This is a genomic window from Bradyrhizobium sp. WSM4872, assembly GCF_055811715.1.
Genome location: NZ_JBVVPT010000008.1, coordinates 16,378 through 41,536 on the forward strand (window position 1 = coordinate 16,378; position 25,159 = coordinate 41,536).

Here is a 25,159-nt window from a genome sequence, read left to right on the forward strand (position 1 = left end):
CTGCTCGGCCTCCTAGAGGCCTCTTCCGCCAGCTTCGATTGGGCTTCCAGTCCCGATCGCTCCGCTCCCCAAGTAAAGCCAATTTCAGGTGACGCCGTCTCGGCCCTCGCGGCTGGCCTGCGTCCATCAATGGAGCCGGCCCGCGCCATAAGCGGCCGGATGATGCCATGACCGCTCTGTCAAAAAGGCCCGCGGCGATACGCGTGGTGCTGCCCTTCGTGTTCCGGCACTGGCTGAAGCAGCCGGGGCGTACCCTCGTCGTGGCCGGCGGCTTGTTGGGCGCAACCATCGCCGACCTGTTCATGCCGGTCTTCTCCGGACATCTGGTCGACGCCCTGACGCGCGGCCCATCCGATCCCGCCGCGCGTCACGCGGCGCTGATGGCCCTGGGCGGTATCGTGGCGTTGGGCGCTGCCTCCATGGTGCTGCGGCTGACCGGCCTCCAGGCCATCGTGCCGTTCTCGCTGAAGATCATGTCCGAGGTCGCGCAGGAAGCCTTCATGCGCGTGCAACGCTTCTCGACCGACTGGCACGCCAACTCCTTCGCGGGATCCACGGTGCGCAAGGTCACCCGCGGCATGTGGGCGCTCGACCTGTTGAACGACACGATCTTGATGGCGCTGGCGCCGTCGCTGCTGGTGCTGATCGGGTCGATGATCCTGCTCGGCGTGCACTGGGCCTCACTCGGCGCGGTGATCGCGCTGGGCGCGCTGGCCTATGTCACGATGACGGTGCTGTTCTCGACGCGCTACATCGCGCCGGCCGCGCGCGTCTCCAATGCCTGGGACACCAAGGTCGGCGGCACGCTGGCGGATGCGCTGACCTGCAACGCGGTGGTGAAATCCTTCGGCGCGGAAGCGCGCGAGGATGCGCGGCTTGCCCGTGTCGTCAACCGTTGGCGCGTGCGCGTGCGGCGGACCTGGCTGCGCTACAACTACACCAATCTGGCGCAGCTCTCGGTGCTGCTGGCCCTGCGCGCCTCCGTGATCGGCGGCGCCGTGCTGCTGTGGATGTCGGGGCGGGCCTCGCCCGGCGATGTCACCTATGTGCTGACGAGCTACTACGTCATCCATGCCTATTTGCGCGACGTCGGAATGCACATCAACAATCTTCAGCGCTCGGTCAACGACATGGAGGAGCTGGTGGCGATTCACGACGAGCCGATCGGGATTGCGGATGCGACGGACGCGCGGCCGATCGCGATCGAGCGCGGCGAACTCGTGTTCGACGACGTCACGTTCCACTATGGCGGCCATCCCGTGCCGCTCTATGACGGACTGTCGGTCACGATCCGCGCCGGCGAACGCGTCGGTCTCGTCGGCCGCTCCGGCTCCGGCAAGACCACCTTCGTCAAGCTGGTGCAGCGGCTCTACGACGTGACCGGCGGCCGCGTTCTGATCGATGGGCAAGACATCGCCAAGGCCACGCAGCATTCGCTGCGCAGTCAGATCGCGATCGTGCAGCAGGACCCGATCCTGTTCCACCGCTCGCTCGCCGAGAACATCGCCTATGGACGGCCCGGCGCCGGCCTGGAGGCGATCGAGCAGGCGGCACGGCTGGCCAACGCGCACGACTTCATCGTGCGGCTGCCCAAGGGCTACGGCACGCTGGTCGGCGAGCGCGGCGTCAAGCTCTCCGGCGGCGAGCGGCAGCGGGTGGCGCTGGCGCGCGCCTTCCTGGCCGATGCGCCGGTGCTGATCCTGGACGAAGCGACCTCGAGCCTCGATTCGGAATCCGAGGCGCTGATCCAGCAGGCGATGGAGCGGCTGATGCGAGGTCGTACCTCGATTGTGATCGCGCACCGGCTGTCGACGGTGCGCAGCCTCGATCGCATCCTGGTGTTCGACCACGGCGAGATCGTCGAGCAAGGCACGCATGCCAGGCTCGCGGCCAAGCCCGGCGGCATCTATCGCGGCCTTTTCGAGCGCCAGGTGGTGGAGCTCGGACAGATCGCAGCGGCGGAATGAGCGGCGCGGCCGACGGGACGAAAGTCCGCCGTCGCGCCGCCAGAGGATGGATGACATGAAGGACCTGACACGCGGCTCCATCGTGGGCCACATCCTGAGCATGGCGCCCCCGATCGTGGTTGGCATGATCACGATCATGATCTGCCAGCTCGTCGACCTGTATTTCGTGTCGGGACTGGGCGATGCGGCGATCGCGGGCGTCGCCGCGGCCGGCAATGCCGGCTTTCTCGTCAATGCACTGATGCAGGTGCTCGGCGTCGGCACGGTGGCGCTGATGGCGCACGCCGTGGGGCGCAAGGACCGGGGCGACGCCAACCTCGTCTTCAACCAATCGGTCGTTCTATCGGTGCTGTTCGGGCTCCTGACCCTGGTCGCAGGCTTCGCATTATCGCGCCCATATATGCGCACGATCGCAGCCGATGAGGCCACGGTCGAAGCCGGCGCGATTTATCTGCTCTGGTTCATGCCGGCTTTGGCGCTGCAGTTTGCGTCGCAAGTCATGGCATCTGCGTTGCGGGCAACGGGCATCGTGCGACCGAGCATGGTGGTTCAAGCGCTTGCAGTGGCCATCAACATCGCGCTGGCGCCGGTCCTGATCTCGGGGTGGGGCACCGGGCACGCGCTCGGTGTTGCCGGAGCGGGCCTCGCAAGCTCGATTGCCGTCTTCATCGGTGTGCTCATGCTGCTGGTGTATTTCCTGAAACTGGAACGCTATGTCGCCCTTGATCCCGCGCAATGGCGGCCGCAGCTTCGACAGTGGAAGAGGATCCTCAATGTCGGCCTGCCTGCAGGCGGCGAGTTCGCGATGGTCTTCATCATCATGGCCGTGGGCTATTACGTGCTGAGCGTTTTCGGCTCGGCGGCACAGGCCGGATTTGGCATCGGGACGCGTCTCCTCGGTCTGATGCAGATGCCGGCGCTCGCTATCGCCCTTGCGGCAGGGCCGATCGCCGGCCAGAACTTCGGCGCCGGCAATGGAGCGCGCGTGAGGGAGACCTTTGTCAAGGCGGCGCTTGTCGCGACCGCCGTGATGATTGTTTTCCTGATCCCGGCGCAGCTCGTGCCTGGTCTGTTGCTTACCGGCTTCTCGAAGGATCAGGAGACGATGGCGGTTGCGTCGCTTTTTCTGCGTATCGTCTCGCTCAACATGGTGGCGCAGGGACTGATCTTCACTTGCTCAAGCCTGTTTCAGGGGCTCGGCAATACCAAGCCGGTATTGTTGACCTCGGCAACGCGGGTCCTCACCTATTCCCTGCCGTCGATCTGGATCTCGACGTGGCCGGGCTTTCGGATGGAGCATGTCTGGTATTTGTCGATCGCCACGACCACGCTGCAGGCTGCCCTGAGCGTGTGGCTGTTGCGCCGCGAGTTCGGAAAGCGCCTTGTGGTGCTCCGGGACGAGGAATCCCCGGAGCAGGCTGCGCCCGAGCCCGTGGCGTCTCCTGTACGCGCGCCCGCGTAGCGATCGCTTATCTGCGTGCTTGGGGTCGGGGTTGCCGGCGGCGTGGCGCTCACCGTGAAGAAAACACGGAGTTAGTGCGTGCCCAAACTGTTCCAGACGAGGCCGAGGCCCGACAGGAACAACAGACCGAGCACGACATCGCCGAAATGCTTGTCGCTCAGCGCGTGATAGACGCGCGCGCCGGCCCATGCGCCGATCAGCGTGCCCGGAAATGCGACCACCGCGAGCCACACCACCTTGAACGCGACGAGGCCCGAGGCGGTCTGCAACACCAAAGCGGTGGCGAGCACGGTGAAATTGAAGAGCTGGAAGATGCCGCGCCGCTCGTGCTTGTTCCAGCCGCGGATGTTGGCCCACAGGATCGGCAGCGGCCCCGACAATCCGGCAAGGCCACCAAGAATGCCGCCGGCGAAGCCGATCGCGCCGTCGGCAATGCGGCCGCCGAAGGTGATGGCGAGCGGCTTCTTGTTGAGGTACAGCGCGGTCGAGAAGATCAGCAGCAGCACGCCGACGCTCAGCTTGAACACTTTTGGATCGGCAGAGGCGACCAGCATGGTGCCCAGCGGCACGCCGATCAGTCCTCCAATCAGGAACGGCCAGACCAGCGAGAGATCAAAACTCTTCCACATCGACGGCAGCGTCGAGCTCTGCGCGATCACCGAGCAGATCAGCACCAGCGGCACCGCGAGCGAGGGCGGCAGCACGTAGAGCCAGATGCCGAGTGCCATCAGCGCCGTGCCGAAGCCGGCAAGGCCAGAGACGAAGCCCCCGGCGAGTGCGCCGAGCAGCAGCAGCGCGTAGGTGAGCATTTCCAACAGATTGTCCCTGTCGCCTGGGCGATCCCGAACTGTTGATCGCCATCGCTCGCATAGCACAGCTGCGGCCGTGCAGGTCAATTTCAAAACCGCACGCAAGCGTGATCCCCAATGGCGGGCGTTCGCGAAAGACAGGCCTACATGATGCTCGTACTTTAAACTGGGGTCCGCTCGACGCCATCATGCGGTTCGATCGGCCAGTCTCCCGACTGAACATATGGAGAAGGACGATGACCCGCACGAAGATTGCCGTGGCAGCCGCGCTGGTCTCGGCGGCGGCCTTGATGCCGACAATGGCGCAGGCTCAGTTTTCCGAGCCCGCGGCCTATCAGGCCGCCCATCCGGACCGCGACGTTCTGAATGGCGGCCAGCTCACGCCCGCCGCGCGCGGGGCCCGCGGCCAGCAGGGAACGCCTGCTGATGCCTATGCATCGCAAGCTTATCCATCGGCTGTCGCGCCAGTCGTGCGCTCGCGGCATCGCCGTCAGCATCGATAGCTATTTGCTAGACGATCTGCCGGGTGTCGGCGGGCCTGTGCAGCGCGCTCACGAGGATGCGCAGCGCTTCCGTCAATTCCGCCCTGTTGCGCGCCGCGCCAAGCGAGACGCGTGCTGCATGTGGCGGTGGTCCGTCCACGGTGAAGGCCTCGCCGGCGACGAGTGCGAGTCCATTCCGCAGGAGATGCGCCGCTAGGTCGGGTCGGCCCTCCGGCAGCCGCAGCCATAGATGATGAGCTGCGGGCTTGGCCTGGAACTCAAAGCCTTTGAGCGCCCGTTGCGCAAGCTGCTGCCGGCCGATCGCCTCGCTCCTGATGCCGGTGATGATGCGGTCGGCGATGCCGGTCTCAATCCAATGCGTCACCAGCGCGACCATCAGCGGCGCCGGCATCTGCACGGTCGCCTGCAAAGAGCTGCGCATCTCCCGCTGCGAGCTGCTGTCGGGCGTCACCAGATAGGCAACCCGCAGCGCGGGCGCGATGCATTTTGACAGCGTGGTCGCGAGATATGTCCGTTCCTGAATGAGATTGGCGATCGGCGATGCCGAGCGATCGAGCAGCCCGTAGGCGTCGTCCTCGATCAGAATCGTATTGGCATCGTTGATGATCTTCGCGATGGCGCTGCGGCGCTCGGGGGCAAGCGTCGCGGTGGTCGGATTGTGCAGCGTCGGAATGAGATAGACGGCTTTCGGCTTATGCGTGCGGCAAGCCTTTGCCAGCGCGCCGGGCAGGATGCCGCCGTCGTCCATGGCGACGCCGACGAGCTTGACGCCGAGGCGCGCGGCGGCGGCCTTGATTCCGGGAAAGGTGAGGGCCTCCGTGAGGATCACGTCGCCGGGGCGTGCGAGATGGGCGAGCAGGTTGAACAGGATCGTCTGCGCGCCGGGAAAGATCACGAGCCTGTCGGCGTGCGCATGCGGCACGCGTGCGCGCATCCAGCGCGCCGCGACCTCGCGCTCGTGTGCGCTGCCGCCGGGCGGCTGGTAGTTGAGATGCGCCGTCAGGCCCGATTGCGCGCGGATGGCTTCCATCCCGGCGATGATGCGCTCGTCGAGCTGCGCTTCGAGTGGCTGCGGCGGCACGTTCATCGAGAGGTCGATCGCGACGGGATGCGGCAGATCGACCGCGCGGCGCGCGCTGGTCTCCGACACGAACGAGCCCTGGCCGACCCGGGCTTCCATGATGCCGCGGCGCCGCGCCTCGGTGTAGGCGCGCGTCACCGTGGTGAGGTCGATGCCGAGCGCCTTTGCCAGCGCCCGCTGCGTCGGCAATTGTTGGCCGCGGACCAGCCGGCCGGCGGCGATATCGGCCTCCATGGCCTCGACGATGCGCTGATAGCGCGGCCCGCTCAGCTCTGAGATTGTAGGGGTCCAATCCATGCAATTAGCGCCCATATCCTTTGAATGTATGGATGCAAGATAGTATTGTATGGATCGGTGAAAAGGAAGAGGTGGGGTCATGGCGACGGGTTCAGTCTCTCTGGCAAAGGCAATGTGGCGCGGTTTCTTGGGCAAATGCCCGAACTGCGGCGAAGGGCATGCATTCGGCCGTTTCCTGAAGGTGGCGGATACCTGCGACCATTGCGGCGAGGAGCTGTTCCACCAGCGCGCCGACGATTTTCCGGCCTATCTCGTGATGGTCGTCGTCGGTCATCTCGTGGTGCCGGCAATCCTTGCCGTCGAAACCGCCTATGCGCCGGCCGTCTGGCTGCAACTGGCGGTGTGGCTGCCGGTGACCTTGTTCGCTTCGCTCGCGCTGCTGCAGCCGACCAAGGGTGCCATCGTCGGGCTGCAATGGCAGATCGGCATGCACGGTTTTGAGCCGGGCAAGCTGCGGCGCGAAGCTGGTCGGCCTGCACCCGCCCTCGTGAAGGTGAACGCGCGCGCGGCTTAAGGAGCCATAGCGTTTACATCGCGCGGTCGCCCGCTACACTCCATCGTACAAACAAGAACGACGGAAACGCCGATGGCCGCACGCTCAAAAACCTTCCTGCTTTGTCACGGCGCGTGGTCCGGCGGGTGGGCCTGGAAGAAGATGCATCCGCTGATGGCGCAGGCCGGCCACCGCCTGATTGCGCCGACCTATACCGGGCTCGGCGAGCGCGCGCATCTGGCCAGTCCCGCGATCGATCTCGACACGCACATCCAGGACATTTTCAACGTCATCAGGTTCGAGGATCTCGAGGACATCGTGCTCCTCGGCCACAGCTATGGCGGCATGGTCGCCACCGGCGTCGCCGATCGCGCGCGCGAGCGGGTGACGCAATTGATCTATCTCGACGCCTTCGTGCCGCGTGACGGCCAGTCGCTGTTCGATCTCAATGAGGGCGGGCGCGAGCCGATGCGCAAGGCTGCAAGCTCAGGCGACGGCTACCGCATCCCGCCGAACCCGCCGCCGCCGGATACGCCGCAGGCCGATCTCGACTGGCTCAACGCGCGCCGGATCAACATGCCGATCAAATGTTTCGAGACGAAGCTGAAGCTCGAACATGGCGAGCCGGCGATGCCGCGCAGCTACATCTATTGCACGCGCATTCCGCCGGGCGACGTGTTCGGGCAGTTCGCCAGGCGCACCAAAAGCGAAGATGGCTGGCGCACTTTCGAGCTCGATGCGAGCCATGCGCCGAACGTGACGGCGCCGGAGGCGTTGATGGGTGTGTTGGAGGAGATCGTCGGATAACTCACAGTGGTCATTCCGGGCCGTGCGCAGCACGAGCCCGGAATCCATTTCTCCAGAAACTTTGTGGCTTGATGGATTCCGGGTTCTCGCTTCGCGAGCCCCGGAATGACGAGAGCCCAAATGGTGAGGGGCTCGATGCGGTCAGCATCGAACCCCTCGTCACTTCTTGGTAAGACGCGTTTTCTTCACGCGAACCGGAAAGCCCACTTCGCTCGAAAACGCTTTAGGATATCAGCCGGCCTGTAAGCCGGGTTCTGTAAGGCACCGTCCGCTTGCGCGAACGATACGTGACGGCCATTCCTCTGGGACCATGTTTGCACATGGCCTCGAGCAACCTACCCGGACGGCGGGCCTGACATCGCCCCGCGGCGTTATCGCTTTCGCGAACAGCCCGCTACGCCGTCCCTATTCGGTTTTGCTCCCGGTGGGGTTTACCATGCCGGCTCCGTTGCCGGAGCCGCGGTGCGCTCTTACCGCACCTTTTCACCCTTACCCGTCTACGCAGCTGACGCTGCTACGACGTGGCAAGCCTTGCGGGCCTGCCTCGCCGAAGCCCCGAAGGGGCGAAGGCGGGCGGTTCGTTCTCTGTGGCACTTTCCCTGGGGTCGCCCCCGCCGGACGTTATCCGGCACCGTATGTCAAGGGAGCCCGGACTTTCCTCCCCGGCGGCCTTTCGGCACTTGCCGGAGCGGCCGTCCGGCCGACTGACGGCTTACGCATGAAGCATTTGTGTCGGTTCCGCAAGCTGATAACGCCATGCACGGTTCGCACGAAATAATTTATCCTGAAGATGTCGTTGGAAGCGTGGCCCGTTCGACTGGTTGTCGGTGATCCCAAGTGCAACAGGAGTTGAGCGATGCAGTATTTGCTGATGATCTACCAGAACGAAGCCGAGTACGCGAATATGCGTCCGGCTGCCGGCCAACAGATGACGGCGGAATATCAGACCTTCACGCAAGACATCATCCAGAGCGGCAATTTCAAGGCCGGCGACCGTTTGCAGCCGACCACGACCGCGACGACGGTTCGCGTGCGCGATGGCAAGACCCTGACGACCGACGGCCCGTTCGCCGAAACGCGCGAGCAGCTCGGCGGCTATTACCTCGTGGAGGCCAAGGATCTCGACACTGCGATCGAGATCGCGGCGCGGATTCCGTCGGCGCGCATCGGCTCGATCGAGGTGCGGCCGATCTGGGTCTACGACAAGTGATGGCGCAGCCGCACACCGTCACATGACACTGTCCGAGATCGACAAGATCTTCCGCGACGAGGCGGGGCGGGCGCTGGCCACGCTGATCCGCCTCGTCGGCGATTTCGATCTCGCCGAGGACGCGCTCCAGGACGCGTTTGCGGTGGCACTGGCGCGTTGGCCGGCGTGCGAGGTCCCCGACAATCCGCGTGCCTGGCTGGTCAATGTCGCCAGGCACAAGGCGATCGACCGTATCAGGCGCCAGGCCGTCTTCCGCGGCAAGGAGCAGGCGCTCGTGCACGAGCTCGAGCTGAACGCGCAAGCGCCCAACGAGCCGCCGGCCATGCTCGACGACGACATGCTGCGGCTGATCTTCACCTGCTGCCATCCTGCATTTGCGCCCGAAGTCCAGGTCGCGCTGACGTTGCGCACCGTCTGCGGGCTCTCCACGGCGCAAGTCGCGCGCGCCTTCCTGGTCAGCGAGGAGGCGATGGCGCAGCGTCTGGTCCGCGCCAAGCAGAAGATCAGGCTCGCCGGCATTCCCTATGAGGTTCCCGAGCGCGACACACTGGTGCCGCGGCTCGATGGTGTGCTTGCCGTGATCTATCTGGTCTTCACCGAAGGCTATGTGGCGACGTCGGGTGCGGATTTGATGCGGCCCGATCTTGCGGCCGAGGCGATCCGGCTTGGCCGCTTGCTCGACCGGCTGGTACCCGATCGCGCGGGGATCAAGGGCCTGCTGGCGCTGATGCTGCTGCACGATGCGCGCCGCGCAGGGCGCCAGACCGCCGCCGGCGACATCGTGCTGCTGGAAGAGCAGGATCGTTCGCGGTGGGAGCATGCGCAGATCGAGGAGGGGCTGCGTCTGGTGGACGACGCACTGCGCGTGCCCGGCCGGCCGCAGCCCTACGCGGTGCAGGCCGCGATCGCTGCGCTGCATGCGCGCGCGCCGAGCTATGAGCAGACGGACTGGCCGCAGATCGCCGGACTCTACGAGGTGCTATTGCGCATCAACCCGTCGCCGGTGATCGAGCTGAATCACGCAGCGGCAATGTCGATGGTCGATGGTCCCGCACGTGCGCTCGATCTCGTGGATGCGATCACGGCGCGCGGCGGGCTTCATGGTTACGAGCTGCTGCCAGCGGTGCGGGCGGATTTGTTGCGGCGGCTCGGCCGGAACGAGGAGGCGCGCGAGGCCTATCGCTCGGCGACGGAGGCGACGCAGTTGGAGCCGCTGCGCCGGCTGTACGCGCGAAGGATGAGGGAGATGGAGTAGCTAGTTCCTCATACTCCGTCATTGCGAGGAGCACTTGCGACGAAGCAATCCAGACTGCTTCCGCGGAGGCAGTCTGGATTGCTTCGCTTCGCTCGCAATGACGGGGGTGGCAGTCGCCGTCACTTCGTCGCGACGGTCGTTGCCTCCTGAGGGAGACTCCCCAACAGCGCCTGCAAGGTCGACAGCGTCGAGTGATCCGCGACTCCATCCAGTCGCGCCGGGCGGAAATGGCGCTGGAAAGCGGTCACGACTTCCATGGTCGCGGCGTCGTATTTTCCGGTGAGGGGAACGCCGTAGCCGTATCTGGCGAGCGCCTGCTGCAGGCTCAGCACTTCGTCGCTGATGGTGCCGAGCATCAGGCTCTCGCCGCGCACCACCGGCGCCGGCGTGACCCAGTGGCCGACACCGGAATTCGCCAGCGAATGCCACGGAAATTTTTCGCCGGGATCTTTCTTGCGCGCCGGCGCCACGTCGGAATGGCCGAGCACCCGGTGCGCGGGCACCTTGCGGCGGAGCATGATGCCGCGGCACAGCGCGATCACGGCGGCGATCTGGCGCAGCGGAAACTCCGGATAGCCCCAGTCGTGGCCGCGATTGACGATCTCGATGCCGATCGAGCAGGAGTTGATATCGTCCTCGCCGGCCCAGGCGGACACGCCGGCATGCCAGGCACGCCTGGCCTCCGGCACGCATTGCACGATGCGGCCGTCTTCCAGCACGACATAATGTGCCGACACCTCGGTGCCCGCGGAGCAGAGCCGCGCCAGCGCACCTTCGACGTCGGGCATGCCGGTGTAGTGCAGCACGATCATGTCGGGCTGCCGGCCCTTGTTGCGGTCGCCGTGGTTCGGTGAGGGGATGATGTCGGAGACGATCGAGGAGTCCGGCTCGAACGTCCGCATGCTCGCGGCGGCCTTGGGAACCGGGAGAACACGTTGACGCTTCGAATCAGATCCAGACGGCGTGGACGAACCGGACGACATAGACAGCTCGAGATAGAGAGAGTGTGTGGGCCAAGCCCTTCTCTTTACTATTCCTTTACCCTCGACCGTGCGCAATCGCGCGACGCGGTTAACGGATGCATTTTGGCGCATGTGTGTGGATGAAGCATCACCGCCGCGTCAGCTTTTCGACTTGTCGCGAGCCGATCAACGCTTTCTTAACGCTAAGGGCCGTTACTGAGAGATGAAGAGCCGACCCGCGTCCGGAGGCGGCCAAAGCGTATTTTGGCTCGAAATCCCATGGCTGCCCGACAAGTTCCAAGGGGAATACTGGGTTGGTGGCCCGGGGCGACCGGGCTCGGTAACCATGCTGGACGGGGATTGGGTCGTGGAACCGCCGCGACGCGGAATCATTCGAGGCGTTATGAGCTTGTTCGTCCCCGATCTCATTTGGGAGTCCGGCGGGGCGATCGGCAGGCTTGGCGCATGAGCTCGGCTCCGCATATCCCCGTTCTTGGCCGTGAGGCCATCGACCACCTCGCCCCACGCGAGGGCGGCCTCTATATCGACGCGACCTTTGGTGCCGGTGGCTACAGCCGTGCGATTCTCGACGTGCCGGGAACCCGGGTGATTGCCATTGATCGCGACCGTACTGCGATCGAGGGTGGCGCCGAGCTGGTCGCCCGCTCCGCGGGCAGGCTGACCCTCGTTGAAGATCGTTTCTCCAACCTCGCCGAAATCTGCGCGGCTCAAGGCGTCGATGGCGTCGACGGCGTCGTGATGGACGTCGGCGTGTCCTCGATGCAGCTCGACCAGGCCGGCCGCGGCTTCTCGTTCCGCCTCGATGGTCCGCTCGACATGCGGATGGGGCAGGCAGGCCCGACTGCGGCCGATGTCGTGGCGCGCGCGTCGGAAGGCGATCTCGCCGACATCATCTATCTCCTCGGCGAAGAGCGGCAGTCGCGCCGCATCGCCCGCGCCGTCGTCGCGGACCGTCAGGAGACGCCGTTCACGACCACGCGCGCGCTAGCCGATCTCGTCGGCAGGGTGGTTCGTTCCAAGCCCGGCGATATTCATCCGGCGACGCGGACGTTCCAGGCCCTGCGCATCTTCGTCAACGAAGAGCTCGAGGAACTCCAGAACGCACTCATCGCTGCCGAGCTTGTGCTCAAGCCCGGTGGTCGCCTCGTGGTCGTCTCCTTCCATTCGCTGGAAGACCGCATCGTCAAGAATTTCCTCGCCGAGCGCAGCAAGACGGGTGGCGGCTCGCGCCATCTGCCGGAAATGTCGCAGGCGGTGCCGAGCTTCCAGCTCCTGACGCGGCGGCCGGTGATCGCAGGCGAGGACGAAGTCGGCCATAACCCGCGCGCGCGCTCTGCAAAACTGCGCGCCGCCGAGCGCACCTCGGCGCCTGCACATGACGATCGCGAGCAATCGAACTGGCCAAAACTCTCCGACGTCATGAGAGGTGGCTAGCGCATGCGCTTCATCCACCTCCTCGTCATCGGCGCGCTGATCTTCGCGGCGGCCCATGTCTACCGGATCAAGATGGACTCCACGGCGCGGACCGAAAAGGTGCTGCGGCTGCATGCGGAGATCCGCGAGCAGCGCGATGCAATCGCGGCGCTGCGCTCCGAATGGGCCAAGCTCGATGCGCCCCTGCGCCTGCAAGGCCTGTCCGACCGGCATCTGCAGCTCAAGCCGGTCAACGGCACGCAATATGATTCACTGAAGAATTTGCCCGAGCGTCCGCCGCGGATGTTCAGGCCGGGCGAGCCGGATCCGATCGGGGCCATGCTCAACACCATCGAAGCCGCGAGCGATCCCGATAATGTGACGGGCTCCGTGCCTCAGCCCGAGGACAAGCCATGAGTGCTGTGACCCCGGCCAAACCGGCAGAAAAGCCGACCGAGCCTTGGCGGCAACGGCTGATCCGCAGCCTGCTTTATGGGCGCAACGTCGATCGCGCGGCCAAGGCGCGGGCGCGCGTCGGCCTGGCGATGCTGGCCTTCGGCGCGGTCTACGCCTTGATCGGCGGCCGGCTCGTGATGTTCGCGATCGGCGCCGACGCCCACGGTGCGCGCCGCGCCGCGGCGCAGGAGGTGGTCGCGACCGCGCGGCCCGACATCGTCGATCGAAACGGCGCGATCCTCGCGACCGACGTCAAGGCGTCGAGCCTGTTCGGCGAGCCGCGCCGCATCATCGACAAGGACGAGGCAATCGAACTTCTGACCGCCACCGTGCCCGACCTCGACGAGGCCGAGGTGCGCGAGCGCCTGAAGACGCGCAAGGGCTTCGTCTGGCTCAAGCGCGAGATTACGGCGAAGCAGCAGCAGGACATCCACAAGCTCGGCATTCCCGGCATCGGCTTCCTGCGCGAGAACAAGCGCGTCTATCCGACCGGCAACGAGGTCGCCCACCTCATCGGTCTCGTCAACATCGACAACCAGGGCATCGCCGGCATGGAGAAGTGGCTCGACAATCAGGGGCTCGCCGATCTCCACCGCGCGGGCTTTGCCACCGACCGGCTGCAAAAGCCGATCGAGCTCTCGGTCGATCTGCGCGTCGAGCACGCCCTGCGTGACGAGCTCTTGAAGGCCAAGGAGAAATACCACGCCAAGGCCGCCTCCGGGATCGTCTCCAACGTCAAGACCGGCGAGATCGTGGCGATGGTCTCGCTTCCGGACTTCGATCCCAACAATCCGAAGGAAGCGCACGACCCCGACCGCATCAATCGCCTGACCACCGGCGTCTACGAGATGGGCTCGACCTTCAAGGCGTTCACGCTGGCGATGGCACTGGATTCCGGCAAGATCAATTTGAACTCGATGTGGGATGCACGGGGAAACCTGCACTACGGCAAGTTCACCATTCACGACAGCCACGCGCTTGGACGCTTCATCAACACCAAAGAAGTGTTCACCTATTCGTCCAACATCGGCGCGGCGCGGATCGCGCTCAGCCAGGGCGTCGAGGCGCACAAGGCATTCCTCGCCAAGATGGGCCAGTTGACGCGGCTGCGCACTGAACTGCCGGAAAGCGCGGCTCCGCTGATACCGCGCCGCTGGGGCGAACTGAACACGGTGACCATCGCGTTCGGCCAAGGCATGTCGGTGGCGCCGCTGCAGGCTGTGATGGGCATCAACGCGCTGGTGAACGGCGGCTATTTGATTCCGCCGACCTTCATGAAGCGCACCGAATCCGAAGCGGCGGCGATGGCCAAGCGCGTCATCAAGACGGAGACCAGCGACAAGATGCGGTTCCTGATGCGGCTCAATGCCGAAATCGGCACCGCCAAGACCGCCGACGTCAAGGGTTACTATGTCGGCGGCAAGACCGGCACGTCCGAGAAAGTCATCAACGGCCGCTATGCCAAGAAGCGGGTGCTCAACTCCTTCACCGCGATCATGCCCTGCGACGATCCGAAATATCAGATCCTGATCATGCTGGACGAGCCCCAGGCGATTCCCGAGACGAAGGGTTTCATCACCTCGGGTTGGAACGCGGTGCCGACCGGCGGCAAGGTGATCGAGCGGATCGCGCCGCTTCTGGGTGTCGAGCCGCGGTTTGACCTGCCGCCGTCCGAGCGCCTTATTCTTGCAGCATCCAGGACAACCCAGTAATCAACCGGGTGGGCCGTTGCCGCTGCTGAGTCGGGATTTCCCGGCAGATTCGGCGATCCGGTCCGGCATGTCGACTGGAAGACCATGAAGCTGCGCGACCTCCTCGATCAGGACGTTCAGGGCAACGACGCCGCAATCGAGCCCGCGGTCGCGGCGCTCGACGTAACCGGCGTTGCCCTCGACAGCCGCGCGGTCAAGCCGGGTCATCTCTTTTTCGCACTTGCGGGCAGCAAGACCGACGGTGCGCGCTTCATCGATGCGGCGATTGCCGCCGGCGCGGTGGCGGTTCTCGGCGACCATGCGCCTGATGGCTGCAAGGTGCCGTTCATCACAGTCGCCAATCCGCGCCGCGCGCTGGCGCTGGCCGCGGCAAAATTCTACCCCGCGCAGCCTGCGACCATCGCGGCGGTGACCGGCACCAGCGGCAAGACCTCGGTGGCGGCATTCACCCGGCAGATATGGGAGCGGCTCGGGCACGCCTCCGCTAGCATCGGAACCATCGGCCTGGTCTCGCCCAAGCGCACCGTCTACGGCTCCCTGACGACGCCCGATCCGATCGCACTGCATCGGCAGCTCGACGAGATCGCGCGCGAGGGCGTCACGCATCTCGCCTTCGAGGCTTCCTCGCACGGGCTCGATCAGCATCGCCTCGACGGCGTGCGCGTGTCCGCCGGCGGCTTCACCAATCTCTCGCGCGACCACATGGATTACCATCCGTCCGTCGCGCATTACCTCGGGGCCAAGCTCAGGCTGTTCCGCGAACTTGTCCCGCCGGGAGGCGCTGCCGTGATCTCCGCCGATCATGATTGCTCGGCGGAGGCAATCGACGCGGCAAAGTCGCGCAGCTTGCGCGTGATGGCGGTCGGTCGCAACGGCGACGGGGCCGGCGAGGGCATTCGTCTCGCCGGTGCGGAGGTCGAAGGATTTTCGCAAGTGCTCGCGCTCGAGCATCGCGGCAAGCGGCATACGATCCGGCTGCCGCTGGTCGGCGAATTCCAGATCGAGAATGCGCTGGTGTCGGCCGGCCTCGCCATCGGCACCGGCAGCGACGCCGCAAACGTATTCGCGAGCCTCGAAGGTCTCGAAGGCGCCAAGGGCCGGTTGGAGCGCGTTGGCGAACGCAACGGTGCGCCGATCTTCGTCGATTACGCGCACAAGCCCGATGCGCTGGCGAAGGCGCTGCAGGCGCTGCGTCCCTACGCCAGGCGCAGGCTGGTCGTGGTGTTCGGCGCCGGCGGCGACCGCGATGCCGGCAAGCGTCCGATCATGGGCGAGATCGCGGCCGAAAACGCCGACGGCATCATCATCACCGACGACAATCCACGCAGTGAGAAGCCGGAATCGATCCGCGCCGAAATCCTCGCCGCCGCCAAGGGCGCCCGCGAAATCGGCGACCGGGCCGCGGCGATCCGCACCGCGATCGCGGAATTGGAAGATGGCGATGCGCTGCTCATCGCGGGCAAGGGCCACGAGACCGGGCAGATCGTCGGCGGAGAGGTGTTGCCCTTCAGTGATCACGAGGCGGTCGCCGCCGCATTAGCGTCGAGGATTGTATGAGCGCGCCCATATGGACAGTGGCCGAAGTGGCGCGCGCGCTGGGCGCCGCCGGATCGTTCCCGGACACGCCGATCGATCTCGTCACCCAGGACAGCCGGCTGGTGAAGCCGGGCAGCCTGTTCGTCGCGCTGAGCGGCACGCCGAGCGGCGGCTTCATCTCGGCCTTCGCCAGCGCGCGCGACGGCTGGGAGTTCGCGGACAAGGCGGAAGCCTCAGGCGCGGTCGCGATGATCGTGCCGCACGAGATCGCGGGCATCCGCGTTCCCCAGATCGTCGTCAAGGACACGCTGATGGACGGCCTCTGGGGCCTTGCGCGCGCGGCACGTGCGCGCTTCAACGGACCGGTGATCGGGCTCACCGGCAGCGCGGGAAAGACCAGCACCAAGGAATTCCTCGCGGCCTACCCCAATGCCTATGCCAGCCCGTCGAGCTTCAACAATTTCTGGGGCGTGCCGCTGACGCTGTGCAATGCGCGGCCCGATGCCAGTCTCTGGGTCGTCGAGATGGGCATGAACCAGGCCGGCGAGATCGCGCGGCTCAGCGAACTGACGCGGCCGACGGTCGCGCTGGTCGTCAACGTCCAGCCGGTGCATCTGGAGAAGCTTGGCTCGCTCGAAGCCATCCGCCGCGAGAAAGTGTCGATTGCACTCGGCCTGCCTTCGGAAGGCGTGCTGGTGCTGCCCGCCGGGATCAAGGCGCCGGACTGGAAGGGCAAGATCATACGCTTCGGCGACAAAGCCGAGGTGCACGAGGTCGCGCACGCGCCGCATGGCGACAGCTGGCAGGTCGTGGCCGCGCTTGGCAAGAAGGAGATCGCGTTCAGCCTGACGCCGGGCGCGCCGCACCGCGTCCAGAATGCGCTCGCCGCGCTCGCATCGATCCGTGCGGCGAACCTCGATGCGGCAACGCTTGCGATCAAGCTCGACCGCGTCGGCATCATGACCGGCCGCGGCGTCGAGCAGGCGGTCGGCGGCGTCACCGTGATCGACGACAGCTTCAACGGCAATCCGGCCAGCGTGGCCGCCGCGCTGCAAAGCCTGCAGGCGCGCAACACGACCGGCGGCCGCCGCATTGCGGTACTCGGCGACATGCTGGAGCTGGGTGATGGCGCGCCGGCCTATCACACCGAACTCGCCAGGCATCTCGACGGCATCGACGGCGTCTATTGCGTCGGGCCCCTGATGCGTCACCTGTTCGAGGTGCTTCCAACCGGCAAGGGTCTCGGCTGGCACGACGACCCCGTGACGCTGAAGCCGGGCGAGGTCGCAAATCTGCTGAGGGCAGGCGATGTCGTGGTTGTCAAGGGCAGCAAGAAGATGTTCTGGGTCAACAAGTTTGTGCCGGGCCTAGTGGCCGCCTTGCAGGCAAGGGCGTAAACTGCTTGGAAGGCGCTGTTCCCGAATCCCACCCTTTCCGGCGCGAAGCCGTTCGTTTTCTTTAGAGGTCGCCCGACCCCAGGATGAAGACCAGCGAATGCGCGTGAGGCAGGTTGACAAGGCCAAGATCAAGGCGCGTGCAAAGGCGCCATAGGACCGTCTGAATGTTTTACTGGCTGATCGAGCTCTCCAACACATTTCCGGGCTTCGGTGCCGTTCGCACCTTCCTGAACGTCTTCCGTTACATCACCTTCCGCACCGGCGGCGCCGTCGTCACCGGCGCGCTGTTCGTGTTCCTGTTCGGGCCCTGGATCATCGACCATCTGCGCATCCGACAAGGCAAGGGCCAGCCGATCCGGGCCGATGGTCCGCAATCGCATCTCGCCAAGAAAGGCACGCCCACCATGGGCGGGCTGATGATCCTGTCCGGCCTCACGGTCGGCACGGTGCTGTGGGCCAATCCGCTCAATCCTTACGTCTGGATCGTGCTGGCGGTGACGCTCGGCTTCGGCTTCGTCGGCTTCTACGACGATTATCTCAAGGTGACCAAGCAGACCACGACCGGCTTCGGCAGCAAGCTCCGCCTGCTGATCGAGGCGGCCATCGCGCTGGTTGCCTGCTACGCGCTGGTGCGGCTGAACCGCGATCCCGCGTCGACGGCGCTCACGATTCCTTTCCTGAAGGACACCGTGCTGCATTTCGGCTGGTTCTTCGTCGTGTTCGGCGCCTTCGTCATCGTCGGCGCCGGCAACGCGGTGAACCTCACCGATGGTCTCGACGGCCTCGCCATCGTGCCCGTGATGATCGCGACCGCGAGCTTTGCGATGATCGCCTATCTCGCCGGCAACGCGGTGTTCGCCGATTATCTCCAGATCAAATATGTCGCCGGCACCGGCGAGCTGGCCGTGCTCTGCGGCGCCCTGCTGGGCGCGGGCCTCGGCTTCCTCTGGTTCAACGCGCCGCCGGCCTCGATCTTCATGGGCGACACCGGCTCGCTCGCGCTCGGCGGCATGCTGGGTGCGATCGCGGTCGCGGTGAAGCACGAGATCGTGCTCGCGGTGATCGGCGGTCTGTTCGTGCTGGAGGCGGTCTCCGTCATCGTGCAGGTGGTGTCGTTCAAGATGACGGGAAAACGCATCTTCCGGATGGCGCCGATCCATCACCATTTCGAGCAGCTCGGCTGGACCGAGCCGCAGATCGTGATCCGGTTCTGGATCATCTCGGTGATGCTGGCGCTCGCCGGCCTGTCCACGCTGAAGCTGCGGTGAGCACTCGATGATCCCCGTCACGTCCTTTGCCGGCAAGACGGTCGCGGTGTTCGGCCTCGGCGGCTCGGGGCTCACGTCTTGCCACGCGCTGAAGGCCGGCGGCGCCGAGGTGATCGCCGCCGACGACAGCGCCGAGAACGTCGCCAAGGCCGCGCAAGCGGGCTTCATCACGGCTGACTTGCGCAACGTCTCCTGGGCAAATTTCGCCGCGCTGGTGCTCGCGCCCGGCGTGCCCCTGACCCACCCGGTGCCACATTGGAGCGTGCTGAAGGCGCGCGAGGCCGCTATCGAGGTGATCGGCGACATCGAGCTGTTCTGCCGCGAACGGCGTCGGCACGCGCCGGATGCGCCGTTTGTCGCCATCACCGGCACCAATGGCAAATCGACCACGACGGCGTTGATCGCGCACCTGACCAAGGTCGCCGGCTACGACACCCAGATGGGCGGAAATATCGGCACCGCGATCTTGTCGCTGGAGCCGCCGGGCATGGGCCGCGTCCACGTCATCGAGATGTCGTCCTATCAGATCGACCTCACGCCCTCGCTCGATCCCTCCGTCGGCATTCTGCTCAATGTCAGCGAGGACCACATCGATCGTCACGGCACCATCGCGCACTACGCCGCGGTGAAGGAACGCCTCGTGGCCGGTGTGCAGGCCGGCGGCACCGCGATCGTCGGCGTCGACGACGGTTTTTGTCGCGACATCGCCGACCGGCTCGACCGTGCCGGCAAAAATGTGGTGCGCATCTCGGTCAGGAATCCGCTGGCCAGCGGCATCCATGTCGAGCATGGCAATATCGTGCGCAATTCGGGCGGCGCGCGCAGTGAAATCGCGGCGCTCGGCGGCATCGGTTCTCTGCGCGGTCTGCACAATGCACAGAACGCGGCGTGCGCCGCCGCCGCCGCGCTCGCGATGGGCATTGGCCTCGATGTCTTGCAGAACGGCCTGCGCAGCTTTCCAGGCCTTGCGCATCGCATGGAGCAGGTCGGCCGCCGGGGCAACGTGCTGTTCGTCAACGACTCAAAAGGCACCAATGCGGACGCCACCGCGCACGCACTGTCGTCCTTTTCGGACATCTTCTGGATCGCCGGCGGCAAGCCGAAGGCCGGCGGCATCACCGGCCTCACCGGCTACTTCCCGCGCATCCGAAAAGCCTATCTGATCGGCGAGGCCGCGCAGGAGTTTTCCGGCACGCTCGGCACGCAGGTGCCGCACGAGATCAGCCAGACCCTCGACGTCGCGGTGGAGCAAGCCGCACGTGATGCGGAGGCGTCAGGCATCACTGATGCGGTCGTCCTGCTGTCACCCGCCTGCGCCTCCTTCGACCAGTACCGCAATTTCGAAATCCGCGGCACCAGGTTCCGCGAGCTGGTGCAGGCGCTGCCGGGCGTGAAGCCGGTGGTGTGAGGCAATTCCAATCATCCGCGTTTCCTTAACCCTGCGGTAACCAACCTCGGCGACCAATGGACCGACCTCTGTCCGAAAGCGGCCGCCATGCTCTCCCGTGAAGAACGCACCCCCTTTTCCGAGTGGTGGTGGACCGTCGACAAGCCGCTGATGGGTGCCATCCTGGCGCTGATGCTGACGGGCGTGATCCTGTCGCTGGCGGCGAGCCCGCCGGTTGCGACCCGCATCGGGCTCGATCCCTTCCACTTCTTCAGCCGCCACGTGCTGTTCCTGCTGCCGTCCTGCATCGTGCTGCTCGGGGTGTCCTTCCTGTCGCCGCGGGCGATCCGTCGCTCGGCGCTGATCATCTTCGCGGCCAGCATCATCCTGATCGTGTTGACGCTCGCGATCGGTCCCGAGGTGAAGGGCTCGCGGCGCTGGATCACGCTGATCGGCGTCAACATCCAGGCCTCCGAAATCGCAAAGCCGTCGTTCGTCGTCATCGCCGCCTGGCTGTTTGCCGAGTCCACCAAGCGGCCGGAGATGCCGGCGACCTCGATGGCGCTCGCGCTGCTCCTGATGCTGGTCTCGCTTCTCGTCATGGAGCCCGATTTCGGCCAGACCATGCTGATCCTGATGGTGTGGGGCTCGTTGTTCTTCATCGCGGGCATGCGGATGATCTGGGTGTTCGGGCTCGCCGGCCTCGGCGCTGCCGGACTGTTCAGCGCCTATCTTTTTGTTCCCCACGTCGCCGGCCGCATCAAGCGCTTCATGAATCCGGCTTCGGGCGACACCTTCCAGGTCGATACCGCCATGGAGGCCTTTTACAATGGCGGCTGGTTCGGGCTTGGACCGGGCGAGGGCATTGCCAAGCGCAGCCTGCCGGACAGCCACACCGACTTCGTGTTCGCGGTTGCCGCCGAAGAGTTCGGCATCATCCTGTGCCTCGCGATGCTGGCACTGTTTGCCTTCGTCGTCATCCGCACGCTGTCGCGCGCCTATGCCAATGAGGACATGTTCTCGCGCTTTGCGGCCTCGGGTCTTGCGATCCTGTTTGGCGTGCAGGCTGCGATCAACATGTCGGTCAATCTCCAGCTCATCCCGGCCAAGGGCATGACGCTGCCCTTCATCTCCTATGGCGGCTCCTCGATCGTGTCGCTGGCGTATGGTGTCGGCATGATGCTCGCGCTGACGCGGCTGCGCCCGCGCACCGAAGTCGAGGCGAGCGGCCACGCCGAGGCGATGCGCAGTTACGCGTGATTGCGTGTCCCGGACAAGCGCAGCGAAGCGGAGCGCAGAGCCGGGTCCCAGAATGTCGCAGCAATGGGCCCCGGTTCAGCAGCGCACCACGCCGCGAAGGGCGGCGCGTTGCACTGCGCCCGGGGCACGAGCATTGTGTGGGCGGCTCGCAATGACGGGGGAGACACTGTAAAACTCCTCCCCATGGACACCTCCCCCCTGATTCTTCTCGCCGCGGGTGGCACCGGCGGCCATCTGTTTCCGGCCGAGGCGCTCGGCGTCGAGCTGATCCGGCGCGGCTTCCGCGTCCGCCTCGTCACCGACGAGCGCGCGCTGCGCTACAGCGGCCTGTTCACCAAGGACATGATCGACGTCGTCTCGAGCGAGACTGCGCGCGGCCGCAATCCGCTGCAGCTCGCCTATGCCGGCCTGACGCTCGCGGCCGGCACGCTGTCCGCCTACAGCCTGATCAAGCGATTGAAGCCGGTTGCCGTCGTCGGCTTTGGCGGCTATCCGACGCTGCCGCCGCTGGTCGCCGCAAAATTCGCGGGCGTGCCCGGCATCATCCATGACGCCAATGCGGTGCTCGGCCGCGCCAACCGGTTTCTGTCGAGCCGCGTCCGTGCCATCGCGACGTCGTTGCCTGGCGTGCTCGACCGCGACCCGGCGCTATCGGGCAAGACAACGACGGTCGGCACGCCGATGCGCCCCGCAATTCTCGCTGCAGCCGGCGTGCCATATGCTGCGCCTGAAGTGAACGGTCCGCTGCGCCTGCTCGTCGTCGGCGGCAGCCAGGGCGCGCGCATCATGGCCGATATCGTGCCGGGCGCGATCGAACGCCTCGAGCCCGCGCTGTGGAGCCGGCTCATCCTCACCCAGCAGGTGCGTGACGAGGACATGGCGCGCGTGCGCGCGGTCTACGACAGACTGAAGATCAAGGCCGAGCTTGCGCCGTTTTTCACCGATCTGCCGGCACGGCTCGCCTCTAACCATCTGGTGGTGTCGCGCTCAGGCGCCGGCACCGTGGCCGAACTCGCTGCGATCGGGCGGCCCTCGATCCTGGTGCCGCTCCCGGGCGCGATCGACCAGGACCAGTTCGCCAATGCCGGCGTGCTGGCCAAGGTCGACGGTGCGATCCGCATTCCGCAAACCGAGTTTTCCTCCGATCGCCTCGCCGCCGAGATCTCCGCCTTCGCCGCCGAGCCCGCGCGTCTTGCCGCCATGGCGCAGGCCGCCCGCGGCGCCGGCCGGCTCGACGCAGCGGAGCGGCTGGCCGATCTGGTGGCCAAAATCGCGGGAATCTGACGCGAAATCAGCCAGAATTCCTACTTTTGCCGTCATGGCCGGGCTTGTCCCGGCCATCCACGTCTTGCAAGAAGTGGTAAGGATTCGTGGATGCCCCGGACAAGCCCGGGCATGACGAGGGAACTGCGGGATACGCCATGAGACTGCCGCGCGAGATCGGACCCATCCACTTCGTCGGGATCGGCGGGATCGGCATGAGCGGCATCGCCGAGGTGTTGCTCAATCTCGGCTATTCCGTGCAGGGCTCGGACGCCTCCGACAATTACAATCTCGACCGTCTCCGCAAGAACGGCGCGAAGGTCTCGGTCGGCCACAAGGCGGAGAACGTCGACGGCGCCGAGGTCGTCGTGGTTTCTACCGCGATCAAGCGCGACAATCCGGAACTGACGGCGGCGCGCGAACGGCGGATCCCGGTGGTGCGCCGCGCCGAGATGTTGGCCGAGCTGATGCGGCTGAAGAGCTGCGTCGCCATCGCCGGCACGCACGGCAAGACCACCACGACCACGATGGTCGCGACGCTGCTCGACGCCGGCGGCCTCGATCCCACCGTGATAAACGGGGGCATCATCAACGCCTACGGCTCCAACGCGCGTCTCGGTGCGGGCGACTGGATGGTGGTCGAAGCCGACGAGAGCGACGGCACGTTCCTGAAGCTGCCGACCGAGGTCGCGATCGTCACCAATGTCGATCCCGAGCATCTCGATCACTTCAAGACATTCGAGGCTGTGCAGGACGCGTTCCGCCATTTCGTCGAGAACCTGCCGTTCTATGGCTTTGCCGTGATGTGCATCGATCATCCCGTGGTGCAGAATCTTGTCGGCAAGATCGAGGATCGGCGCATCATCACCTATGGCGAGAATCCGCAGGCCGATGTGCGCTTCGTCGACCTGGCCCCGATGGGCGGCGGATCGAAGTTCAAGGTTACGTTCCGCGACCGCAAGACGGGCGCCGTGCATGAGATCTCCGATCTCATGCTGCCGATGCCGGGACGGCACAATGCCTCCAACGCAACGGCCGCGATTGCGGTCGCGCGCGAGCTCGGCGTGTCGGACGAGGCGATCCGCAAGGCGATCGCCGGCTTCGGCGGCGTCAAGCGCCGCTTCACCAAGACCGGCGAGTGGAACGGTGTCACCGTGATCGACGATTACGGCCATCATCCGGTCGAGATCGCGGCGGTGCTGAAGGCGGCGCGGGAATCCACCAACGGCAAGGTCGTCGCCGTCGTGCAGCCGCATCGCTATACCCGCCTGCAGTCGCTGTTCGAGGAATTTTTAACCTGCTTCAACGATGCGGACGTGGTGATCGTCGCCGACGTCTACGCCGCAGGCGAGGCGCCGATCCAGGGGATCAATCGCGATAATCTTGTCGCCAACCTGCGCGCCCACGGCCACCGCGAGGTGATCCCGCTGCCGGCGGCCTCCGATCTCGCCGGCATCGTCAAGGGCGTGGCGAAGTCGGGCGATCTCGTCGTGTGCCTAGGGGCCGGCAACATCACGCAATGGGCGTATGCCTTGCCGGATGAATTGAAGGCGCTGGGGTAGGCGCTCTCATGAGAGTCTCACATATAGCCACAAGGCAAACTGCGCTCCCTCCCCCACAAGGGGGGAGGGAACGGAAGAAGTGTGCGCTCTTCACCTGCAGTGAGCGTGCTCGCATGAGCTTCCCCGACATCACACCCTCGCTCAAAGCCGCGATGCCCGATCTTCGCGGCCGATTGCTCGCAAATCAGTCGCTCGCCGAGCTCACCTGGTTTCGCGTCGGCGGTCCCGCGCAGGTGTTGTTCACGCCGGCGGACGAGGACGACCTCGCTTATTTCCTCGCGCATCTCGCAAGCGACATTCCCGTCTACGTCGTCGGCGTCGGCTCCAACCTGATCGTGCGCGACGGCGGCATTGCGGGCGTGGTGATCCGTCTGGTGCCGCGTGCCTTCGGCGAGGCGAGCGCGAGCGCCGATGTCGTCACCGCGGGCGCAGCCGCGCTCGACAAGCGCGTGGCGGAAGTCGCCGCGTCGGCCAATATCGGTGGGCTGGAATTCTACTTTGGCATTCCCGGCACGATCGGCGGCGCGCTGCGCATGAATGCGGGCGCCAATGGCGGCGAGACCAGGGACGTGTTGATCGAGGCGCGAGGCGTCGGTCGCGACGGCACCAAGCACGTCTTCTCCAATGCCGACATGAAGTTCGTCTACCGCAACAGCGGCGTCGATCCCTCCATCATCTTCACCTCCGCGCGTTTCCGCGGCGAGATCAGGGATGTCGAGGCGATCCGCGCGCGCATGGCGGAAGTGCAAACCCATCGCGAGACCGCGCAGCCGATCCGCGAAAAGACCGGCGGCTCGACCTTCAAGAATCCGCCCGGCCATTCCGCCTGGAAGCTGGTCGACGCCGCCGGCTGCCGCGGTTTGCGCGTCGGCGGTGCCGAAGTCTCCGAGATGCACTGCAATTTCCTGATCAACACGGGCAATGCCACCGCGCACGACATCGAAGCGCTGGGCGAGACCGTGCGTGAACGGGTGAAGACGAATTCCGGAATTGAGCTACACTGGGAAATCAAGCGGATCGGAATTCCCGGCTAATTTG

At 65.6% G+C, this 25,159-nt stretch carries 21 protein-coding genes and 1 other RNA gene; 18 read left to right on the plus strand and 4 right to left on the minus strand.

What is annotated here, in order from left to right:
- The first annotated feature begins 167 nt into the window (after nt 1–167).
- Together AC0L3C_RS13360 and AC0L3C_RS13365 are read left to right on the plus strand one after the other, a co-directional pair.
- A complete protein-coding gene (locus AC0L3C_RS13360) occupies nt 168–1,967 on the plus strand; it encodes an ABC transporter ATP-binding protein (RefSeq protein WP_473408197.1) in 1,800 nt (599 codons plus the stop codon).
- A 55-nt stretch (nt 1,968–2,022) separates the two neighbouring features.
- Entirely contained in the window at nt 2,023–3,429 is a 1,407-nt protein-coding gene (locus AC0L3C_RS13365; protein WP_473408198.1) for an MATE family efflux transporter, read from the plus strand.
- Nucleotides 3,430–3,500: 71 nt separating this feature from the next.
- Here the strand turns inward: AC0L3C_RS13365 and AC0L3C_RS13370 are convergent, their stop codons facing one another.
- Nucleotides 3,501–4,244 carry a sulfite exporter TauE/SafE family protein gene (locus AC0L3C_RS13370; RefSeq protein WP_473279013.1) on the minus strand — a complete coding sequence of 248 codons (744 nt, stop codon included), beginning with the start codon at nt 4,242–4,244 and terminating at the stop codon, nt 3,501–3,503.
- 230 nt (nt 4,245–4,474) lie between these two features.
- On the opposite strand from AC0L3C_RS13370, the gene AC0L3C_RS13375 reads away from it, so the two are divergent.
- Nucleotides 4,475–4,741: a hypothetical protein gene (locus tag AC0L3C_RS13375; protein ID WP_473262936.1), complete on the plus strand. Its 267-nt coding sequence runs from the start codon at nt 4,475–4,477 to the stop codon at nt 4,739–4,741.
- Between the two features lie 7 nt (nt 4,742–4,748).
- Here AC0L3C_RS13375 and AC0L3C_RS13380 read toward each other — a convergent pair whose 3' ends face one another.
- Nucleotides 4,749–6,119, minus strand: coding sequence for an aminotransferase-like domain-containing protein (locus AC0L3C_RS13380; protein WP_473408199.1), 1,371 nt, complete (start codon nt 6,117–6,119; stop codon nt 4,749–4,751).
- Between the two features lie 79 nt (nt 6,120–6,198).
- Here AC0L3C_RS13380 and AC0L3C_RS13385 point away from each other — a divergent pair, with 79 nt between their 5' ends.
- Both AC0L3C_RS13385 and AC0L3C_RS13390 read left to right on the plus strand, forming a co-directional pair.
- Nucleotides 6,199–6,633 (plus strand): DUF983 domain-containing protein, encoded by a 435-nt coding sequence (locus AC0L3C_RS13385; protein ID WP_473262935.1) that lies wholly within the window; start codon nt 6,199–6,201, stop codon nt 6,631–6,633.
- Between the two features lie 72 nt (nt 6,634–6,705).
- The gene (locus AC0L3C_RS13390; protein WP_473279017.1) at nt 6,706–7,419 is read left to right on the plus strand and encodes an alpha/beta fold hydrolase; all 714 of its coding nucleotides are present in this window, start codon (nt 6,706–6,708) and stop codon (nt 7,417–7,419) included.
- A gap of 227 nt (nt 7,420–7,646) precedes the next feature.
- Here the strand turns inward: AC0L3C_RS13390 and rnpB are convergent.
- An RNA gene (rnpB, locus tag AC0L3C_RS13395) (RNase P RNA component class A) lies at nt 7,647–8,127 on the minus strand.
- 148 nt (nt 8,128–8,275) lie between these two features.
- On the opposite strand from rnpB, the gene AC0L3C_RS13400 reads away from it, so the two are divergent.
- Complete coding sequence (locus AC0L3C_RS13400; RefSeq protein WP_473262934.1) at nt 8,276–8,629, plus strand: YciI family protein; 354 nt, start codon at nt 8,276–8,278, stop codon at nt 8,627–8,629.
- 22 nt (nt 8,630–8,651) lie between these two features.
- Nucleotides 8,652–9,884, plus strand: a complete 1,233-nt coding sequence (locus tag AC0L3C_RS13405; protein WP_473408200.1) for an RNA polymerase sigma factor — start codon at nt 8,652–8,654, stop codon at nt 9,882–9,884.
- Nucleotides 9,885–10,003: 119 nt separating this feature from the next.
- Here the strand turns inward: AC0L3C_RS13405 and AC0L3C_RS13410 are convergent, their stop codons facing one another.
- Entirely contained in the window at nt 10,004–10,786 is a 783-nt protein-coding gene (locus AC0L3C_RS13410) for an N-acetylmuramoyl-L-alanine amidase (protein ID WP_247358645.1), read from the minus strand.
- 525 nt (nt 10,787–11,311) lie between these two features.
- Between AC0L3C_RS13410 and rsmH the strand changes: the two genes are divergently transcribed.
- The 11 genes from rsmH to murB all read left to right on the plus strand — a co-directional run bounded on the left by rsmH (nt 11,312) and on the right by murB (nt 25,155).
- Nucleotides 11,312–12,301 carry a 16S rRNA (cytosine(1402)-N(4))-methyltransferase RsmH gene (gene rsmH, locus AC0L3C_RS13415; protein ID WP_473262932.1) on the plus strand — a complete coding sequence of 330 codons (990 nt, stop codon included), beginning with the start codon at nt 11,312–11,314 and terminating at the stop codon, nt 12,299–12,301.
- A 3-nt stretch (nt 12,302–12,304) separates the two neighbouring features.
- Nucleotides 12,305–12,697, plus strand: a complete 393-nt coding sequence (ftsL, locus tag AC0L3C_RS13420) for a cell division protein FtsL (RefSeq protein WP_027570696.1) — start codon at nt 12,305–12,307, stop codon at nt 12,695–12,697.
- Complete coding sequence (locus AC0L3C_RS13425) at nt 12,694–14,448, plus strand: peptidoglycan D,D-transpeptidase FtsI family protein (protein WP_473279020.1); 1,755 nt, start codon at nt 12,694–12,696, stop codon at nt 14,446–14,448. The genes ftsL and AC0L3C_RS13425 overlap by 4 nt, the downstream gene beginning before the upstream one ends.
- Nucleotides 14,449–14,532: 84 nt before the next feature.
- On the plus strand, nt 14,533–16,005 hold the full coding sequence (locus tag AC0L3C_RS13430; RefSeq protein ID WP_473262930.1) for a UDP-N-acetylmuramoyl-L-alanyl-D-glutamate--2,6-diaminopimelate ligase: 1,473 nt from the start codon (nt 14,533–14,535) through the stop codon (nt 16,003–16,005).
- Complete coding sequence (locus AC0L3C_RS13435) at nt 16,002–17,381, plus strand: UDP-N-acetylmuramoyl-tripeptide--D-alanyl-D-alanine ligase (protein ID WP_473279022.1); 1,380 nt, start codon at nt 16,002–16,004, stop codon at nt 17,379–17,381. The genes AC0L3C_RS13430 and AC0L3C_RS13435 overlap by 4 nt, the downstream gene beginning before the upstream one ends.
- A gap of 164 nt (nt 17,382–17,545) precedes the next feature.
- On the plus strand, nt 17,546–18,649 hold the full coding sequence (gene mraY / locus AC0L3C_RS13440) for a phospho-N-acetylmuramoyl-pentapeptide-transferase (protein ID WP_007600847.1): 1,104 nt from the start codon (nt 17,546–17,548) through the stop codon (nt 18,647–18,649).
- Nucleotides 18,650–18,656: 7 nt separating this feature from the next.
- The gene (gene murD / locus AC0L3C_RS13445) at nt 18,657–20,057 is read left to right on the plus strand and encodes a UDP-N-acetylmuramoyl-L-alanine--D-glutamate ligase (protein ID WP_473279023.1); all 1,401 of its coding nucleotides are present in this window, start codon (nt 18,657–18,659) and stop codon (nt 20,055–20,057) included.
- 87 nt (nt 20,058–20,144) lie between these two features.
- Nucleotides 20,145–21,296, plus strand: coding sequence for a putative lipid II flippase FtsW (gene ftsW, locus AC0L3C_RS13450; protein WP_473250435.1), 1,152 nt, complete (start codon nt 20,145–20,147; stop codon nt 21,294–21,296).
- Between the two features lie 183 nt (nt 21,297–21,479).
- Nucleotides 21,480–22,580, plus strand: coding sequence for an undecaprenyldiphospho-muramoylpentapeptide beta-N-acetylglucosaminyltransferase (murG, locus tag AC0L3C_RS13455; protein ID WP_473279024.1), 1,101 nt, complete (start codon nt 21,480–21,482; stop codon nt 22,578–22,580).
- Nucleotides 22,581–22,717: 137 nt separating this feature from the next.
- Complete coding sequence (gene murC, locus AC0L3C_RS13460) at nt 22,718–24,121, plus strand: UDP-N-acetylmuramate--L-alanine ligase (protein WP_473279025.1); 1,404 nt, start codon at nt 22,718–22,720, stop codon at nt 24,119–24,121.
- A 113-nt stretch (nt 24,122–24,234) separates the two neighbouring features.
- Nucleotides 24,235–25,155, plus strand: coding sequence for a UDP-N-acetylmuramate dehydrogenase (gene murB, locus AC0L3C_RS13465; RefSeq protein ID WP_473279026.1), 921 nt, complete (start codon nt 24,235–24,237; stop codon nt 25,153–25,155).
- The last annotated feature ends 4 nt before the right edge of the window (nt 25,156–25,159 follow it).